Origin of the sequence: Veronia nyctiphanis (genome assembly GCF_004116385.1) — a bacterium.
Classification (GTDB): domain Bacteria; phylum Pseudomonadota; class Gammaproteobacteria; order Enterobacterales; family Vibrionaceae; genus Veronia; species Veronia nyctiphanis.
Map to the genome: position 1 here is coordinate 177,402 of NZ_PEIB01000003.1, position 18,320 is coordinate 195,721.

17 protein-coding genes and 1 pseudogene are annotated in these 18,320 nt (G+C 44.1%); 15 read left to right on the forward strand and 3 right to left on the reverse strand.

Annotated features, from left to right (window positions below):
* From pyrD to rmf, 6 genes are all read left to right on the forward strand, one after another.
* Nucleotides 1-1,011 (forward strand): quinone-dependent dihydroorotate dehydrogenase, encoded by a 1,011-nt coding sequence (pyrD, locus tag CS022_RS04360; RefSeq protein WP_129121261.1) that lies wholly within the window; start codon nt 1-3, stop codon nt 1,009-1,011.
* 151 nt (nt 1,012-1,162) lie between these two features.
* Entirely contained in the window at nt 1,163-1,711 is a 549-nt protein-coding gene (locus tag CS022_RS04365) for a cell division protein ZapC (protein ID WP_129121262.1), read from the forward strand.
* Nucleotides 1,712-2,505: 794 nt separating this feature from the next.
* Nucleotides 2,506-4,638 (forward strand): bifunctional 23S rRNA (guanine(2069)-N(7))-methyltransferase RlmK/23S rRNA (guanine(2445)-N(2))-methyltransferase RlmL, encoded by a 2,133-nt coding sequence (gene rlmKL / locus CS022_RS04370; protein ID WP_129121263.1) that lies wholly within the window; start codon nt 2,506-2,508, stop codon nt 4,636-4,638.
* On the forward strand, nt 4,638-4,892 hold the full coding sequence (locus CS022_RS04375; protein WP_129121264.1) for a glutaredoxin family protein: 255 nt from the start codon (nt 4,638-4,640) through the stop codon (nt 4,890-4,892). The genes rlmKL and CS022_RS04375 overlap by 1 nt, the downstream gene beginning before the upstream one ends.
* Nucleotides 4,879-6,804: an ABC transporter ATP-binding protein gene (locus CS022_RS04380; protein ID WP_129121265.1), complete on the forward strand. Its 1,926-nt coding sequence runs from the start codon at nt 4,879-4,881 to the stop codon at nt 6,802-6,804. The genes CS022_RS04375 and CS022_RS04380 overlap by 14 nt, the downstream gene beginning before the upstream one ends.
* 388 nt (nt 6,805-7,192) lie before the next feature.
* Nucleotides 7,193-7,363, forward strand: a complete 171-nt coding sequence (gene rmf, locus CS022_RS04385; protein ID WP_129121266.1) for a ribosome modulation factor — start codon at nt 7,193-7,195, stop codon at nt 7,361-7,363.
* Between the two features lie 174 nt (nt 7,364-7,537).
* Here rmf and fabA read toward each other — a convergent pair whose 3' ends face one another.
* Together fabA and CS022_RS04395 are read right to left on the reverse strand one after the other, a co-directional pair.
* Nucleotides 7,538-8,056 (reverse strand): bifunctional 3-hydroxydecanoyl-ACP dehydratase/trans-2-decenoyl-ACP isomerase, encoded by a 519-nt coding sequence (gene fabA, locus CS022_RS04390; protein ID WP_129121267.1) that lies wholly within the window; start codon nt 8,054-8,056, stop codon nt 7,538-7,540.
* A 62-nt stretch (nt 8,057-8,118) separates the two neighbouring features.
* A complete protein-coding gene (locus CS022_RS04395) occupies nt 8,119-9,819 on the reverse strand; it encodes an AAA family ATPase (protein ID WP_129121268.1) in 1,701 nt (566 codons plus the stop codon).
* 234 nt (nt 9,820-10,053) lie between these two features.
* On the opposite strand from CS022_RS04395, the gene matP reads away from it, so the two are divergent.
* The 7 genes and pseudogenes from matP to glpD all read left to right on the forward strand — a co-directional run bounded on the left by matP (nt 10,054) and on the right by glpD (nt 16,735).
* Nucleotides 10,054-10,503 (forward strand): macrodomain Ter protein MatP, encoded by a 450-nt coding sequence (gene matP, locus CS022_RS04400; RefSeq protein WP_129121269.1) that lies wholly within the window; start codon nt 10,054-10,056, stop codon nt 10,501-10,503.
* A gap of 20 nt (nt 10,504-10,523) precedes the next feature.
* Entirely contained in the window at nt 10,524-10,817 is a 294-nt protein-coding gene (locus CS022_RS04405; protein WP_129121270.1) for a DUF3634 family protein, read from the forward strand.
* Nucleotides 10,814-11,242, forward strand: a complete 429-nt coding sequence (locus CS022_RS04410) for a PPC domain-containing DNA-binding protein (RefSeq protein WP_129121271.1) — start codon at nt 10,814-10,816, stop codon at nt 11,240-11,242. The genes CS022_RS04405 and CS022_RS04410 overlap by 4 nt, the downstream gene beginning before the upstream one ends.
* Nucleotides 11,243-11,662: 420 nt before the next feature.
* A complete protein-coding gene (locus tag CS022_RS04415) occupies nt 11,663-12,505 on the forward strand; it encodes an MIP/aquaporin family protein (protein ID WP_129121272.1) in 843 nt (280 codons plus the stop codon).
* A gap of 39 nt (nt 12,506-12,544) precedes the next feature.
* Complete coding sequence (gene glpK / locus CS022_RS04420; RefSeq protein ID WP_129121273.1) at nt 12,545-14,062, forward strand: glycerol kinase GlpK; 1,518 nt, start codon at nt 12,545-12,547, stop codon at nt 14,060-14,062.
* Nucleotides 14,063-14,241: 179 nt separating this feature from the next.
* Nucleotides 14,242-15,018 carry a DeoR/GlpR family transcriptional regulator gene (locus CS022_RS04425; RefSeq protein WP_129121274.1) on the forward strand — a complete coding sequence of 259 codons (777 nt, stop codon included), beginning with the start codon at nt 14,242-14,244 and terminating at the stop codon, nt 15,016-15,018.
* Nucleotides 15,019-15,191: 173 nt separating this feature from the next.
* Nucleotides 15,192-16,735, forward strand: a pseudogene (gene glpD / locus CS022_RS04430) (glycerol-3-phosphate dehydrogenase).
* Between the two features lie 96 nt (nt 16,736-16,831).
* On the opposite strand, the gene CS022_RS04435 reads toward glpD, so the two are convergent.
* Nucleotides 16,832-17,188, reverse strand: coding sequence for a hypothetical protein (locus CS022_RS04435; RefSeq protein WP_129121275.1), 357 nt, complete (start codon nt 17,186-17,188; stop codon nt 16,832-16,834).
* Between the two features lie 109 nt (nt 17,189-17,297).
* Between CS022_RS04435 and CS022_RS04440 the strand changes: the two genes are divergently transcribed.
* Together CS022_RS04440 and CS022_RS04445 are read left to right on the forward strand one after the other, a co-directional pair.
* Complete coding sequence (locus CS022_RS04440; RefSeq protein ID WP_161569559.1) at nt 17,298-17,951, forward strand: HAD family hydrolase; 654 nt, start codon at nt 17,298-17,300, stop codon at nt 17,949-17,951.
* 160 nt (nt 17,952-18,111) lie between these two features.
* Nucleotides 18,112-18,315 carry a hypothetical protein gene (locus CS022_RS04445; protein WP_129121277.1) on the forward strand — a complete coding sequence of 68 codons (204 nt, stop codon included), beginning with the start codon at nt 18,112-18,114 and terminating at the stop codon, nt 18,313-18,315.
* Nucleotides 18,316-18,320: the final 5 nt, after the last annotated feature.

The following is an 18,320-nucleotide window of genomic DNA, read 5'->3' on the forward strand; positions in this document are numbered from 1 at the left end:
ATGATGTACCGCCTCGCCAGATCAGTGTTTTTTAAATTAGACGCTGAAAAGGCACACGATTTAACAATTAAAAACCTTTCTCGCTTTACTGGCACTCCTCTTGATGTCGTCTATCGCCAAAATCTTCCTCCTCGTCCCGTACAGGTCATGGGCTTACATTTTAGAAACCCAATTGGTTTGGCCGCAGGCCTGGATAAAAATGGTGAATGTATAGATGCATTTGGCGCAATGGGCTTCGGCTTTGTTGAAGTGGGCACGGTAACACCGAGGCCTCAGTCAGGTAATAACAAACCTCGTCTATTCCGTGTTGAACCGGGCGAGGGCATTATTAATCGCATGGGGTTTAATAACCACGGTGTTGATGCGCTGATAGAAAATGTAAAAAAAGCTTCTTATGACGGTGTTCTGGGTATCAACATTGGCAAGAATAAAGATACACCGTTAGAAAAGGGTAAAGATGACTATTTAATTTGTATGGACAAGGTGTATGAACATGCGGGTTATATTACTGTCAATATCTCTTCACCAAACACCCCAGGTTTAAGATCCTTACAATACGGCGAAGCATTGGACGATCTTTTGTCGTCGTTAAAGATCAAGCAGAAAGATCTTGCGGAGAAGCATGGAAAGTATGTTCCTGTGACGTTGAAGATCGCGCCGGATCTTGATCATGAAGAATTAGTCCAAATTGCTGATGCGCTGGTGAGACACAAAATCGATGGAGTAATTGGAACCAACACAACGTTGGATCGTACACTTGTCGATGGCATGCCTTTTGCGCATGAGCAGGGTGGGTTGTCCGGTCGTCCTCTACAAAACCGTAGCACTGAAGTCGTCAGACTCCTTCGTGAGGAGTTAAAAGGTCAGTTACCTATTATCGGTGTGGGTGGTATTGACTCAGTAATCTCAGCGAAAGAGAAAATGCAGTCAGGTGCCGATCTACTGCAGGTTTATTCTGGTTTCATTTACCATGGTCCGGCACTTGTCAAACGCCTTGTTCGAAATATTTAGCGAAATAAATTAAGTATTTAGTACAAATAGAGGGGGATTTCTTCCCCTTTTTTTTTACCTCCTGCCCGTTACACTCACCTTAACACTTAATACTGGCCATGTGCATCCAGAACAACGTGCACGACGTTCTTGCAATATGCAGGAGAACATCATGTTAAAACCAAACAGCTCTTGGAAATGGTATTTTGATACCGATACCGACTCGCTGATGCTCGAACTAGGGCAGGATATGGTGTTCAAAGTCGCAATTGCCAGTAAGCATCTTATCCCCGATGCGTTCATGGATATCCCATTCTCAGTCGATGACGCATCATTATTTCATCTGTATAGCGATGGGTTAACCGGATTATCATTATCTGGCCCTCGTAAAGCAGAGCTCGTATTAAATGCAGTGGCTGCAAACCGCTTTCACAAACCATTACTTCCTAAAAGCTGGTTCTTTCAGGACATCGGGGGGGACCTGTCACCAGAAACAGGCTCAATCGTTGAATTGAAAACCGAAACAGGCAAAGCACCGTTTTTAGTCATTGAAAACTCAGGAGCTGCCTCATTGTGCATGCTAGCTGCTGAAGCTGACCTAGCGCTGACTGGTAAAAAGAACATGGTATTTTGTGAAGCGATAAAGGTGATGAACGACCGACTTTGTCCATATCAAAATAAACAAGACAAAGGAAAAGGGCGTTATGCACTGGTGGGCTAGCCGTTTAAGCGGCTAGCCCAACTTTTTTCTCATACCTGCCAGTCATAGTGTTATCGACAGCCATCTCTTTACTCTTAGTTTACTCCCTCACTGTAAGTTTCTCCGTTTGTGTTACTAGCGCTTATCAGCGTACCATTCAGAATGCTCTTCCAGCAGGGCACGAAACCTAATCTTTCTGCAAAATTAATCAAATTTTGTATAAAAAATATATTAATTTCTTCTCATATTTAAGTGATATAAATCACAAAAGTATTTTCTTTATGTCTGTCGTAATGGTCACTTACTTGTCAATTTTGGACTCAAAGTCAGACGTAAAATAGAAACAAATATCCATAAAATTCCCCTTTTTCTGTCTTGTCTCATTGGGAAAACTTAATCCTTCTCACTCTGGTATATACCAGATTTATAGTGAATATATATGTAATTCTGGTGTGTTTGATCAGAAATTAAAAATATTTTACACCTAATTGTCGGTCACTGGTCGTATGTGGGTATTCACTCACAATTCTATTGATGCTGAGTGTTAGCTTAAGTTAAAAAGGGTGAATGCCTTTTCAAGCCTCTGAGTAATTGATGTTTTATAGTTTCCATGAAGAAACAATTATACGTGTAGGTTGTCTTGTTTTATGTAAGGTTTTGATTGGGTCTGACGGCATATGATGTGGACAAGGGGCATGGCAACTTTTCAAATTTTTTCACGTCGTGAAAAAGTCAGATGTATCTGAACCTATAAGCGAGATAACTCACATTTATTCGGGTATAATCGCGCGCAACATTCCTAAGACTACAAGTACATGAATCAATATCTCGCTATATCCTCGCGTGGACTCGAAAACATACTGGCTGAAGAACTCATTGAACTAGGTGCCAGCAATGTAAAAGCAGGAAATGCTGGTGTTCGCTTTCGAGCTGACGAAAAAACGCTATACACATGTTGTCTGTGGAGCCGACTGGCTTCACGATTTATTCTGGTATTAAGCGAGTTCACTGTTCGCGACGATATGGATTTATACCTTGGGGCTTCAGCAATAAATTGGCCAAGTTTATTTAGTGAGAGAAAGCGTATTGCTGTTGATTTCAATGGTACTAACCGCGAAATACGCAATAGCCAGTATGGTGCGCTAAAAATTAAAGATGCCATTGTCGATCGCTTCACTAAGGCTGATCTAGAACGCCCGAGTATTGATAGAGAACAGCCAGATATTCGCGTTCATATGCGTCTTTCACGTGAAAATGGCCTGCTAGGTATCGATATGGTAGGTAGCGGTCTTCACCAAAGAGGTTACCGCACGGAAGCTGGGGCTGCGCCTCTACGTGAGACAAATGCTGCTGCCCTGATCAAGAAAAGCGGATGGACAGCTGATAAGGCTTTGCTAGATCCCATGTGTGGTTCGGGAACTTTGTTGATAGAAGCTGCGATGTTGGCCGCAAGTGTGGCGCCCGGTTTACGAAGAAAACGCTGGGGTTTTGAAGCATTAAAATCTTTTGAGCGAGAGAAATGGCTTGAAGTGCACGCAGAAGTGACTGTGAAGTCTAAACGCGGTCCAGCTAAATGCGAAACACGTTTTTTTGGTTTCGATAATGATCGTAGAGTGTTGGAAACTGCAAAAGCAAATGCTCGCAGAGCTGGCGTAGCTGATCTCATTGAGTTTGTTAATTCAGATGCCAGTGAATTAACTAAACCTGATGGATTTAATGAAGGGCATATTATATCTAACCCACCATATGGTGAAAGATTGGGTACAACACCAAGCCTGATTGCTTTATACACTCAGCTTGGTGTTCAGCTCAAAACACATTTCGTTGGCTCGACTGCGTCAATATACTCAGGGTCAGACGAACTTCTAAGCTGTATTCGTATGCGTGCCGACAGCAAATATAAGCTTCGAAATGGTGCGCTTGATTGTCTGATGAAAAATTATTCTATCACTGCCCGTGGTGAAGTGGAGTCAGATAAGGCGGGAAAACAACCTGCGGCCGACGTAGCCCCGGAGTTTGCAAACCGTCTAAAGAAAAACATCAAGAAATTAGATAAATGGGCAAAACAACAAAGTATTGACTGCTATCGTTTATATGACTCTGATCTTCCTGAATACAACGCAGCGATAGACAGATACAAAGACTTTATCGTTATTCAGGAATATGCGGCCCCAAAATCTATCCCCGAAGAGAAAGCAAGACGACGCCTTCTTGATATCGTCCGAGCAACAATCAGTGTAACGGGTGTGAATGCGAACAAAGTTGTCTTGAAAACCCGCGAAAAGCAAAAAGGCGACAACCAATATCAGAAGTTATCTGACGCTAAACGTTATTTGAAAGTCCAAGAATATGATGTCGACTTTGAGGTCAATCTTGAAGACTACCTTGATACTGGTTTATTCCTAGATCATCGAAATACTCGAAAAATGCTGGGTGAGAAGGCAAAAGGAAAAGACTTTCTGAATCTTTTCGCATACACAGGAACAGCTTCCGTGCATGCTGCAGCTGGCGGTGCGCGCTCAACGACAACGATAGACATGTCTAAAACGTATTTGACATGGGCTGAGCGAAACATGAAATTAAATGGGAAAGTCGGCAGACAACACCAATTCATTCATGCTGACTGTCTCAAATGGTTGTCAGAAGCGGATCGTCAGTTTGATCTTATTTTTATTGATCCTCCCACTTTTTCAACGTCGAAAAGAATGGATGCAACCTTTGATGTTCAGCGGGATCATATTCGACTTATGACAGATCTAAAACGATTGTTAAAAACGGGTGGAGAGATCGTCTTCTCGAATAACAAGCGTAAATTCAAAATGGATATTGAATCTCTAGAGGCTTTGGGTCTTTCGGCCATTAACATTACCGAGAAATCCATCCCGCTAGACTTTGTGAGAAACAAACATATTCACAACTGTTGGATCATCTCACACAAGGAAGGGTGATGGCGCTCATTCTATACAGCACGGAAGGCTGTCATCTTTGCGAACAAGCATTTCAACTCTATAGGGCGGTGGGCAGGACCACTGCCTTACTTGTTGTAGACATAGCTTTCGATGAAAAGCTGTTTTCTAGTTACGGTGTAACTATACCTGTTATTTCCCATCAGAATGAAAATGATGAAATAATAGAAGAACTTGGATGGCCTTTTGACGAATCAGAATTATCAGCGTGGTTAAATAAGCATGGCATTAATTAAGATCACTAACGGCCAACTGGCATACGGTGACAACCCTTTACTCGATAACGCAGAATTTATCCTACAACCGAACGAGAGAGTATGTCTCGTTGGTAGAAATGGAGCAGGTAAATCGACGTTAATGAAAGTGATTAACGGCTTGGTTCATCTGGATGACGGCAGTATTAATCGCCAACAAGATCTAAAAGTATCTCGTCTGGAACAAGATCCTCCACGAGATGCAGAAGGAACAGTCTTTGATTATGTATCTGAAGGCTTGGCAGAAGTTGGTGCACAATTAAAAGAGTATCACGACCTTCTGATAAAGATCGAAACGGATCCAAGCGATCGACTGTTCAATCGACTGTCGTCGGTACAAGAAAAACTTGATCTAAATAATGCATGGCATTTTGAAAACCAAATAACGTCGGTTTTAGGTGCGCTCAAACTGGATGGTAATAAGAAGCTTGCCGAACTTTCGGGTGGTTGGCAGCGAAAAGCGGCGCTCGCAAGAGCCTTGGTTTGTGATCCCGATGTATTGTTACTCGATGAGCCCACTAATCACCTTGATGTAAAAACGATCCTTTGGCTTGAGAATTTTTTGAAGGATTTTAAGGGAGCGATTATCTTTATTTCGCACGACAGGGCTTTCATTCGTGCAATGGCAACAAGGATCGTCGATCTGGATCGAGGCAAACTATCTTCATATCCTGGGGACTACGAGAAGTATCTCGATGGCAAAGAAGAAGCTCTGCGTGTTGAAGCAGAACAAAACGCAGAATTTGACAAAAAGCTGGCTCAGGAAGAAGTGTGGATTCGACAGGGGATCAAGGCTCGCAGAACCCGCAACGAAGGCAGAGTGAGGGCGCTTAAGCAATTGCGTAGAGAACGATCTGAGCGCATTGAGGTACAAGGTAAGGCAAACATTCAACTTGATGATGCGTCACGCTCAGGAAAGATCGTCTTTGAGGCCAAAGATATTAACTACAGTTGGGAAAACAATACTTTAGTTAAAGATTTCAGCTTCAATATCATGCGTGGCGATAAAATCGCTTTAATTGGCCCTAATGGATGTGGAAAGAGCACTCTACTAAAGATCATGCTGCAACAGCTTGAACCGGAAGATGGCCACTTACATATTGGTACTAAGCTTGAAGTTGCTTACTTTGATCAATACCGTGAAATCCTAGATCCAGAGAAAACGGTTGTAGATAACCTTGCTGAAGGAAAGCTAGAAGTCGATGTAGGTGGCCGTAAGAGACACGTACTTGGCTACTTACAAGACTTCCTGTTCCATCCACGCCGCGCTCGTACCCCAGTCAAGGCGTTATCTGGTGGTGAGAAGAACCGATTATTGCTCGCTAAACTGTTCCTGAAGCCCGCAAACTTGCTAGTTCTTGATGAGCCAACCAATGATCTCGATATAGAAACGCTTGAGCTACTGGAAGAGTTGTTATCAAACTATCAGGGAACACTATTACTGGTGAGCCATGATCGTCAGTTTGTTGATAACACGGTGACTCACAGCTGGATATTCGAAGGTGAGGGGATAATCCACAAATATGTTGGTGGCTACCATGATGCCCAGCAGCAAAGGGAGAATTTCCTTGCGGCTACGACGGTTGCAGAGAAAAAAGTCACTGAAAAACCTGTGGAAGATACGTCATCTACGAAATCATCTAGTACTCAAAGTAAACCGGCGAAAAAGCTGTCTTATAAACTGCGACGAGAGCTTGAAGAGCTCCCGCAAAAACTTGAATCGTTAGAATTAGAGGTTGAAAAGTTACAGGGTGAGGTTAATGATCCTGAATTCTTCCAAAAAAGTAGTGAAGATACTGCGCCGATTCTCCAACGATTGAGTGATGCGGAAAGTGAGCTCGAGTCAGCTTTTGAGAGGTGGGAAGAACTTGAGTCATTGCAAAATGGTGATTGAATACCCTTTGCAATAATTTAGGTATTTTCTCGTATTTACGACAAATAAATAATGCCAGTTTATGCTGGCTTTATTTAGCTGCTTCCTAGCATCAATATTCTCCTACCTGAAATCAAGAAAGTATATTAATTACTAATGACTTAGCGTAAATGCATGCATTTATAGACACCTATTGAGTATGGATAAGTTTGTCTAACGCTTGTAATACCTATTTGCAAGCAAATTTAGTCAATCTTCCATAAACGTTCACAAATTGACCAAGTCTATGGATACTACCCTTGATAAATCTCCATCCTTGGATGATGCTTATTTATGACAGTTCAGCGAATATTCACCTTGCTGTAACTGCATTGTAAAAATGAATCATCAAAGGATGAGAGGTCGAACTATGAAAAGACAGAAGCGAGATCGTTTGGAACGTGCCCAGTCAAAGGGCTATCAGGCTGGACTAAACGGTCGCTCCTCTGAAACTTGTCCTTATCAAGCCATGGATGCGCGAAGTTGCTGGCTAGGCGGCTGGCGTGATGGCAGAGATAACAAGGCTACCATGATGAAATAACCATTTTTCGACAGCCCCTTCTCAGGGGCTTACTTTTAACCATTTAATGCACTATAACTAAATATTTTCAATCCAAGGTAGTTAGAAAATATTAAATTGATGACGTTTCTCAATGAAGAATGCCACACAAAGGTGGCATTTGGTTAACTTGTCAGAAGTAGGGGTTGAAGAACTTCAGAATGAAGATGTGTCCTGAAAAAGACCTACTTTCAGATCTTTAGCGACATAAATTTCTTTGTCGTCGACTAAAACGCGACCGTCTGCCACGCCCATGATAAGACGACGGTTTACGACGCGTTTCATTTGAATTTCGTAACGGACTTTTTTAGCTTCTGGAAGAATCTGGCCGGTAAATTTAACTTCACCTACGCCGAGTGCACGGCCTTTGCCTTCACCACCCATCCATCCGAGGAAAAAGCCAACCAGTTGCCACATTGCATCCAAGCCAAGACAGCCAGGCATGACAGGGTCACCGGGAAAATGACAATCAAAAAACCACAGATCTGGTGAGATATCGAGCTCTGCTTTGATGAAGCCTTTATCGAAGTCGCCGCCTTCTTTATAAATATCAGTAATGCGGTCCATCATCAGCATATTTGGTGCAGGCAGTTGTGGTCTTCCCGGACCAAACAGCTCGCCTTGACTAGAAGCAATCAGATCTAATCGGTCGAATGAATGTCGCTTATCTTGCATATCACTACTCCTGTAAAATAAGGCTGAATTTTAGCGTACACGTGTACGCTAAACAAATCGGATCAGTGAAATTTCAGCCATTGACGCATTCTTGCTATTAAAGACATGTGACGTTGTTCACCATTGTGAAATGCATCAATACGCGCGGCGATGCGCTCCAACAATGTCTCTGAACTGTCATCTGTAATGTTTTCTTCTGTGATATTTTCGTTGTTGGTTCGCTCAAAGGGCAATCCGCAAATAATTGGGAAGGTTTCGTTAACATGCTCAACCGCCCAAATATGAAACTTGCCTTCTTTCATTGCATTAGCAATATCCTGATTGAGGCAAAGCGCACTCAGATTTGTCCTCGGCAGAATAACACCTTGCTCGCCTGTGAGGCCTTTGTTAAGACAAACCTGATAAAATCCTTCAATTTTCTCATTTATGCCACCAACCGCCTGAATACGACCAAATTGATCGACGGCACCAGTAACCGCAATGCTCTGATTGATTGGTTGAAGTGATAGCGCACTGACAAGCGCACAGAGTTCTGCCAGTGATGCGCTATCTCCATCAACTTCACAATACGATTGTTCGAAAACAATGGATGCAGAGAAAGGGAGAGCTTCGTCTAAATCGAGGGCGGCACTGACAAATGCCTGCATGATCATCATACCTTTGGCATGTATATTACCGGCCAGGTCGGCTTTACGTTCAACATCTGATACATCGCCATCGCCAAAGTGAACGACGCATGAGATTCTGGCAGGTTCTCCATAGGCGACAGGGTGGCCTGGCATCTCAATAACAGTGAGCCCGTTAATCTGACCGATGTGTTCGCCCTGAGTGTCGATAAATACTTGTCCTTTGTGGATGTCGTCAACAGCGCGGAGAGGTAAGTAAGACTCCCGATAGCTCTTTTGTTGTATGGCTTTATCTACGCTATTCTTGGAAATTGACTCAGATGGTGATTGAAAATCAGCTTCAGTCAGTAGACTTTGGTACCAAAGTGGACAAAGAGGCATTCTCTCCTGCTCTTCGGTAAATCTTGCACCTGCTTGCATAACTCGGCGGATTGCTTCAGGTTCTAGTTCTTTTAGGCCGAAGTGTTGTTGAAACCCTTTGATTGTCTGTAAATATTCAGTGACGTTGTCACTATCTAGTTGAATGTCCTGTTCATATTCCGTGTATGCGCTGAGGCCCGAGAAGAGTTCCGGCTCTGAAGACTCAAGTTCAGCGACATCTGCTCGGTCACCAACGATAATGACACGAACGGAAACGTCTTCGGGTTCGGGAAGCTCACAATAGTTATCATTTTTAGCGGCAGTCCAAGAAACCTTTCCCTTAGATAAAACGGATTTAAGTCTACTCCAAACTCCAAAATGGCTGATCAATGACCTCAACGAAACAATGAGTAAGCCATTATTTGCTTGATGAATCAGTCCATGAACAATTCGAGATGATGTCACGTCTCGGCTATCGTGATAAACAGCGCCAAACAGCTGCTTTTCGTCAAAATGATCGGCAACAACGATCGGAGTGTCACTTTCTGCCGCTCCAGACACCATTTGTTTGATCAATGTGAAGTAATCGAATATGTCAGGTGCCGTAACGACCAACATGCGTGGGAAATGGGAGTCATGAAGTAAACGTTCAATACTATTTGTTAGTCTTGGTTGAAGGCTACCAGCAGGGAGTGGGGCAAGTGTCGAATAGGTATCGATGGCTTGGTCAAATTGAGGGAAGCGAGGGATGACCGATTGCCAATTAACTTCATGCATAATTTTTTGTTTTTGATCCAGATAAATAAATTACCGCAGAGTATAAATGATCATGCCATGGCAAAGTAGCAATGCTTAAAAACTCAACGTAATAAGCTCATCATTATTCATCAGAAAGTGACAAGAGTGTGAAAATTGATGTTCTTGTCGATAATAGGTTTGAATGATTTATTATCTACTGTTACGCTGTCACTATAAACGTCTGATTTTCCTATCACTAACAAAATAGTAACCATGAAATATCAACAGTTAGAAAACCTTGAAGCAGGTTGGAAGTGGACATATCTGGTCAAAAAGTACAAAGACGGCGATGCTGTCACACGATACATTGATACCAGCGAAGTGGAAGCGGCCATTCATCAGTTGCTTGATATTGAACATGAGCCTACCAAAGTCATCGAGTGGATTGTTGAGCACATGTCGCCGGAGCTTGATAAGAAGCTTAAGCAGGCGATCCGTGCAAAGCGAAAACGTCACTTCAATGCAGAGCAAGAACACACGAGAAAAAAATCGATAGATTTAGATTTTAGGGTGTGGGAAAAGCTATCTGCGAAGGCGCAAGAGTTGGATGCGACGTTATCAGACACGATAGAATTTCTTCTCAGCGAAGCGAATCGCACTGAACATGCCAGTAAAAAAGTCAGTGCACTGAAAAAAGATCTCAGCAGTCTCCTCGATCTTTAGTAACACCTAAGGAGCATTTTGTGGAATTCATTCTTGGCATCGCCTTTGTCGGCCTTGTTGCTTTTATTGCTATTGATCGCCCGATTGTTTTTATGGAGTTCAAAGATGGCGAGCTGACGAAGCAGAAGGGTAAGATCCCCTCAGGATTTCTTTATGATTGTCAGGAAATTGGTAAAAAATGGCCATTTACGGGCAAAATAAAAGTTTATCGAAATTCGTTCAATCCAGGTAAGTTAGTTCTCTCCAAAAACATCGACAAAAAAGTACAGCAGCGTATTCGCAACGTCTTCCCTGAAAAATCCTTCAAATTATGACCTCATCAAATAACCGACTCACAGGCAGTGAAGCTCGTGCATATTGCTTTCGTTTACGAAAAGGCTGCGATCTTAAAGCGTCAATTATGGCGTTTTGTCAGCGAAATGGAATAGAAGCTGGCTGTGTTTCATCGGTTGTTGGCTGCGTATCTGTAGCCAAGTTACGATTGGCCGACAGTGTTACCGAGCTTGAACGGTGTGAACCCTTTGAAATCATCAATGTATCAGGGACGATTACGCCCAAGCATCTTCATCTCCATGCGTCATTTGCGGATAAACAAGGCGTTGTCATTGGAGGCCATATGCTCGAAGGTTGCATCGTCAGCTATACCGCAGAGGTTTGCTTACTTTCGTTTCCGCAATATGAACTCAGCCGAGAGTTTGACCCCGACACAGGCTATGGCGAGTTAGTGGTATCGCAATAATGTTGGGGTGATACATATTTTTTCATTGTCATAATGCACTATAACTATAATACTGAGCATACAATACAACAGAACGTCAGCAGTTCAATGTCGATCGAACGGATTAGCATTAGGAACTGGCACTGAGAAATACTTTCTAAACAGGAGACAATAGTTATTCGCTCTTTTGAGGTGCCACTTTCCAGGCTCTAATCCATTCATCTTAAAGCTAATTCCGACAGCGATTTAATCTTGTGTGAATTCAAGTACTGACATTGTACTCAGTATTTATCTCATCAACTCAATCCATAATAGAGTAAAAGCACTATGAGCGAACGCTCATTTTTAACTTTTGTTTATTTTCGAATTGATCCATTTGTGCAAAATAGCTGTCAGCCAGAGGAAAGAATCTGGTGTATTTATAATCAAAGGGTTTATTCAATGACAACAAACAAAAGAACAACCTTAATGGGAGAGTGTCTTGCCGAATTTATCGGTACAGGGCTTCTTATCTTTTTTGGTGTTGGGTCAGTTGCTGCTCTCGTACTCACTGGTGCTGATTTTGGTCAGTGGGAAATCAGTATCATTTGGGGATTCGCGGTCAGTATTGCCATTTACTGTACAGGGGCTATATCTGGTGCGCACATTAACCCAGCGGTGACAATCGCGCTTACGATGTTTCATGGCTTTGAGAAAAACAAAGTTGCACCGTACATTATTAGCCAAGTTCTTGGTGCTTTCTGTTCTGCGGCCCTTGTCTACGCGTTATACAGCTCGTTATTTGTTAATTATGAGTTAGTAAATGGTATTGCTCGCAATAGTAAGGAAGCGTTAGCGACGGCAGGTATATTTTCCACTTATCCACATTCGGCTTTGACGTTCAGCGGCGCTTTCGCTGTGGAATTCGTGATCACCGCGGTATTGATGTTTGCAATTCTGGCTCTCGGTGATGAAAAGAATGGGGAATCTCGTGGCGCGATTATTCCACTGCTTATAGGCATCTTGATTGCGATTATCGGTGGTTCACTTGGGCCTCTGACTGGCTTTGCGATGAACCCAGCACGTGACTTTGGACCAAAACTATTTGCCTATCTTGCTGGGTGGGATTATGCCCTGACAGGCGCGAAAGATATTCCATACTTTATTGTACCTATATTGGCTCCAATTGCAGGGGCGTGTTTCGGTGGCTGGTTGTACCCGAAACTTATCTCAGCGCACCTTCCATCGGAAGAGATGACTGAAGAGACAAATACGAACAACACTTCAGAGAGTGCGCGAGCTTAATGTCGCGGCTTCGGTGAAATGAACAAAAAGGATTCTGAAATGAACGAAAAGAAATACATTGTTGCTTTAGACCAGGGAACCACTAGCTCACGCACTGTAGTGTTGGACCATGATGCAAACATCATCAGCGTTTCGCAGCGAGAATTCACGCAAGTCTATCCTGAAGCGGGATGGGTAGAGCACGATCCAATGGAGATTTATGCGACGCAGAGTTCAACATTGGTTGAGGCTCTCAATAAAGCCGGCATTACCAGTGATGAAGTGGCAGGCATAGGCATTACCAATCAACGTGAAACGACGGTGGTGTGGAACAAAGAAACAGGTAAGCCCGTTTACAACGCGATTGTCTGGCAGTGTCGCCGCACAGCACCGATTTGTGAAGAAATGAAGGCGCGTAATCTGGAAGATTACATTCGAGAAAACACAGGGCTGGTGCTGGACCCTTATTTCTCCGGTACCAAAGTGAAATGGATCCTCGATAACGTGGAAGGTGCCCGAGAAGACGCAGAAGCGGGAAAGTTGTTGTTTGGCACCGTTGACACCTGGTTAGTATGGAAGATGACGCAAGGGCGTGTTCATGTTACTGACTATACCAATGCATCTCGCACTATGCTGTTCAACATCAATACTATGGAGTGGGACAAGAAGATGCTGGAAGAGTTAGGTGTTCCTGCGTCGATGATGCCTGAAGTGAAACGTTCATCTGAAGTTTATGGTCAGACAAACATAGGCGGTAAAGGCGGTACTCGAATCCCTATTTCTGGTATTGCAGGTGATCAGCAAGCTGCACTGTTTGGGCAAATGTGTGTCACGGCTGGGCAGGCAAAGAATACCTATGGAACTGGTTGCTTCCTGTTGATGAACACTGGCGAAGAAAAGGTTACGTCGAAAAATGGACTGCTGACAACATTAGCCTGTGGTGCAGAAGGCCAACCTGCTTATGCGCTTGAAGGTGCTGTGTTCATGGGGGGCGCGTCAATACAGTGGCTTCGTGATGAAATGAAGCTATTGGCTGATGCCAAAGACTCAGAGTACTTTGCCACCAAAGTCGACTCGTCGAACGGTGTTTATGTTGTGCCAGCCTTTACCGGCCTTGGCGCGCCTTACTGGGATGCGTACGCGCGTGGCACTATCGTTGGTCTCACACGCGGAGTGAACTCAAACCATATCATCCGGGCAACACTCGAAAGTATTGCGTATCAAACGCGTGACGTGCTGGATGCGATGCAGGCAGACTCGGGTATCAAGCTCTCGGCGTTACGTGTTGATGGTGGAGCCGTCGCCAACAACTTCTTAATGCAGTTCCAATCCGATGTGTTGGATACCGAAGTACATCGCCCGGAGGTGACTGAGGTAACAGCATTGGGTGCCGCTTACCTGGCTGGTTTGGCTGTTGGTTTCTGGGATTCTATTGATGAGTTGAAAGACAAAGCGGTGATCGACCGTACTTACGTGCCAAATGATGATGAAGACAAACGCGACCGTCGCTATAAAGGATGGAAGCGTGCAGTGAAATGTGCTCAGACATGGGCTGAACTGCGCGAAAGCGAAGATTAGTCGCGATAATTTGGCCATCTGCGCCATTTCATGAGCAAAAGAGCGTCTATATGGCGCTCTTTTTGATGAACAGAATGAAATTTTCATTCCATCACTTCTTTCTTCTCGCTATTTCCCGCACAATATCCACAATAAATGGAAAGAAAAACGATTAAAAACGACAAGGATACGGTGGAACTGTGAAACAAATACCAAGGCACCAGCAGATCATTGAGCTGGTCATCAAGCAGGGCTACGTGAGTACTGAAGAGCTGGTGGAACGCTTTAATGTCAGTCCACAGACAATTCGCCGAGATTTAAATGAATTGGCTGATGAAAACAAAATCCGCCGTTATCATGGCGGTGCGACCGTTCCCCTCAGTTCTGAAAATACCGCATATAGCACCCGGAAATCGCAGAACTTTACCCAAAAAGATTTGATTGCCGAAGAGTTGGTGAAACATATTCCTGATGGGGCAACACTGTTCATTGATATTGGAACGACGCCAGAAGCGGTTGCCCGTGCATTGGGTAAAAACCACCAGCAATTGCGGGTAGTGACAAACAACCTTAATGTCGCGAGCATTCTTTTAGATAAACCGGAAGTCAAAGTCATTCTTGCCGGTGGTGAAGTCAGAGACAGAGATGGCGGCATCGTCGGCGAGGCGACACTCGATTTTATTAAACAGTTTCGTCTTGATTTTGGCATTCTCGGTATCAGTGGTATCGACTTCGACGGCTCTCTCCTTGACTTCGATTATCATGAGGTCCGCGTCAAGCAGGCAATTATCGAAAATAGCCGGAGTGTTTTTCTGGCTGTTGATGCGACCAAATTCGGCCGTAACGCGATGGTGAAACTCGGTAACATTGCGCAAATTCATACACTCTTCACGGATAAAACGCCGCCTAAAGAGATCCTCGATATCCTCCAATCGCACCAAATACCTGTCGAAGTAGCGCCAACGCCTCCTGAGTAAGCTTTCTTGCGGTCACATATAGCCAGTTAAGCCTCCTGTTGGAGGCTTTTTCATAGATAAATCACACAAACGCGCATTTTCGAAAATATATGATGCTCTAATCCGAAAGTTATAATATGATTCACTCATCTTCTTAAATGTTCGTTCGCTCAGTTTGTGGTAAGGTCAGTTTTATGGATAACAAGAAGCAAGATAACGAAAGCCCTGTTCTCGATTTGCTTATCATTGGTGGTGGTATTAATGGGGCTGGCATCGCTGCAGATGCAGCTGGTAGAGGCTGAATGTCGGTCTGTTTGAGGCCAAAGATTTTGCATCTGCAACATCTTCTGCAAGTTCGAAACTTATTCATGGTGGACTTCGATATTTGGAACATTACGAGTTTCGTTTGGTTTCGGAAGCTCTAAAAGAAAGAGAAGTCTTGCTTCAAAAGGCACCTCATATCGTTGAGCCGATGCGTTTTCGTTTGCCACACCGTCCGTTTCTTCGTCCTGCATGGATGATCCGTTGCGGCTTGTTTCTTTATGACTTCCTAGGCAAGCGCAAAGCTTTACCCGCAAGCAAAGGCGTTGATCTCGCAAAATCAGGCATTTTAAAACCAGAGATGAAAATTGGTTTTGAGTACTCAGACTGTTGGGTCGATGATGCTCGCCTTGTTACGCTCAATGCGATGGCCACTCAGGAGATGGGTGGAGAGGTGCGTAACTATTGTAAAGTGGAAAATGCCATTCAGGAATCGGGACTTTGGCGTGTCACCATTGTCGATCAACGAACCGGCGAAAAATTTGAACGCAAGGCCAAGGCATTAGTGAATGCGGCAGGGCCTTGGGTGAAACAATTTTATGATGACGGTTTGGCTGGCCCGTCGCCAAGAAATATCCGTTTGATAAAGGGCTCACATATCGTTGTTCCTAGAATCCATGATGAAGAGCAGGCTTACATTCTTCAGAACAAAGATGGCCGAATTGTTTTTGTCATTCCTTATATGGATGAATTTTCGCTGGTGGGGACCACAGATGTTGAATACAAAGGGGACCCTCGTGACGTAGCGATATCTGATGACGAAGTTGAATACATTATCGATATCTCCAATCAGCATTTTGAAAAGCAACTTTGTAAAGATGATGTGGTATGGACCTACAGTGGTGTGCGTCCATTATGTGACGATGAATCTGACTCTCCGCAAGCGATTACCCGTGACTATACGCTCGAGCTTGAACAGGAATTGGATGAAGCGCCTATCTTGTCAATTTTCGGCGGTAAGCTAACGACGTATCGAAGACTGGCCGAATCTGCGATGGCGAAACTGTCTCCGTATTTTCCAGAGATGGGGAGTCGCTGGACGGGAAGTGAAAGCCTACCTGGTGGGGAGTTTAGCTGTACTCGCGATGTCTATGCCAAGTCACTGAGTGAACAATACCCTTGGCTCGGTGAGAAACTGGCAAGCCGATATGCACGTCAATACGGCTCTCGTACGCATCACCTTCTCAGACATATGGATTCGCTTGAAGGTATGGGGAAATGCTTTGGTGGTAACCTGTATCAACGAGAAATCGACTACCTCATTGACCATGAGTTTGTTGTTAAGGCCGATGACTTGCTGTGGCGAAGAACAAAAATGGGGCTTTACCTCAGCCAAGAGCAACAGCAAGAATTGGACGGATACATTGCGGGGAAGTTACCCCAGCACAAGGTCTTGAGTCTGAGTAAAGTCAGCTGATTGTGAGTAGCCCTTATCATTGAAGGGCTACCCGCTTAAATGCCTGCTGAGCCGCTACGAGAAACAAGCATCAGTAAAAATGACACTGAATCCCTGTTACTGGTCAGCAGAGCATTTGAGGTTCATTTCGAAACAGGTTCCACCTTTCTCTTTACACGTGGCCAGTGTTTTCCCTTTTGCTTCCATTTCTGTTCTGCCCGTTCCGTACACACCGCCCGCACTGAGATCGTCCAAATAGCATCCCCATTTGTTGCTGTTCTTGTGACCGGCTTTGTCTCTATTTTTCATTTGCTTTTCAAGTTCATGCACTTTACTTTCTAAACGCAAAATATCAGAGCGCAACAATTGTAGTTCTTGTCTTAGGCTGAAAATTTCGTCGCTATTGTCAGCGATAGAAGGGGTTGAGATGAATCCTGAAGCGAGAACCAAGGCAATCAACACTGATTTTTTCATTTTGTTTCCTATTTATTGCGATCTATTTCTGGGTTTTGCGCAGTATGAACAAGCGAGTAGGGGAATTCAACTGATAGACTCCCTTGGATCAAACATGCGCGGGGTGAGAATGAAAAATATAGAACTGGTGATTTTTGATTGCGATGGTGTACTGGTAGACAGCGAGACCATCACCAGTCGTGTGTTTTCGAACATGCTCAGTGAACAGGAGGTGAACGTCGCGCTTGATGATTTGTTTGAAATGTTTGTTGGTCAATCTTCCGAAAAGTGTGTTGAACTCACCGAAAAGCTTCTCGGCTGTGCTCCTCCTGAAGACTTCTTCCATCAACTTGAAAAACGTGTGTCAGTGGCCCTAGAAAATGAGTTGGTGGCCATTGAAGGTGTTCAGGCGCTTTTAGAGGCTCTTCATCAAAGAGGCATCGCTTATTGTGTCGCTTCAAACGGTAGCCACAGAAAAATGTCATTGACGTTGGGCCTTACTGGGCTTGACCCCTATTTTGTGGGTAAAGCGTTCAGTGCGCATGATGTCAGTCACCCAAAGCCCGCGCCTGATGTCTTTCAAATGGCAGCCAAAACCATGAATGCGCAGCCAGAAAACTGCTTGGTTGTTGAAGATACACCAACAGGGGTAAAAGCAGGCAAAGCTGCAGGCATGACGGTGGCTGGGTTTAGCTTGAATACACCGTCTAAGCGACTAGAACAGGCGGGTGCTGACTTTCACTTTTCAGCGATGGGAGAACTCTTCAAAATTATTGCCAAATAAATAAAATTAAATGCATATTCATCAGAAACTTTTTGCCACTCCTCTCTCCTGTTATTGGAACCCAATGCCTCCTATATGCACCCAATAGTGCAAATTCAAAAATCAAAATGGTCACGCTGGCTGTTTTGATCATTACTCCAAAAACAATCAGGGGCACCCCATGGCAATAGGACCGGCAGTTGGCATTAATGGCGGGGGAACCAACCACCTCGCACCGTCTAACCCAGAGCAAGACAAGCAATTTCTTGAAGCAATGGTCAAGCAATTGGTTGAAAGTGGCGAATCACTTCAAACTATTCCTAAACAGCTCAGAGAGCAGCTTTTCGCTGTTGCTAAGCAGGCTGGTGTCAGCCAGAACAACTGACGGCA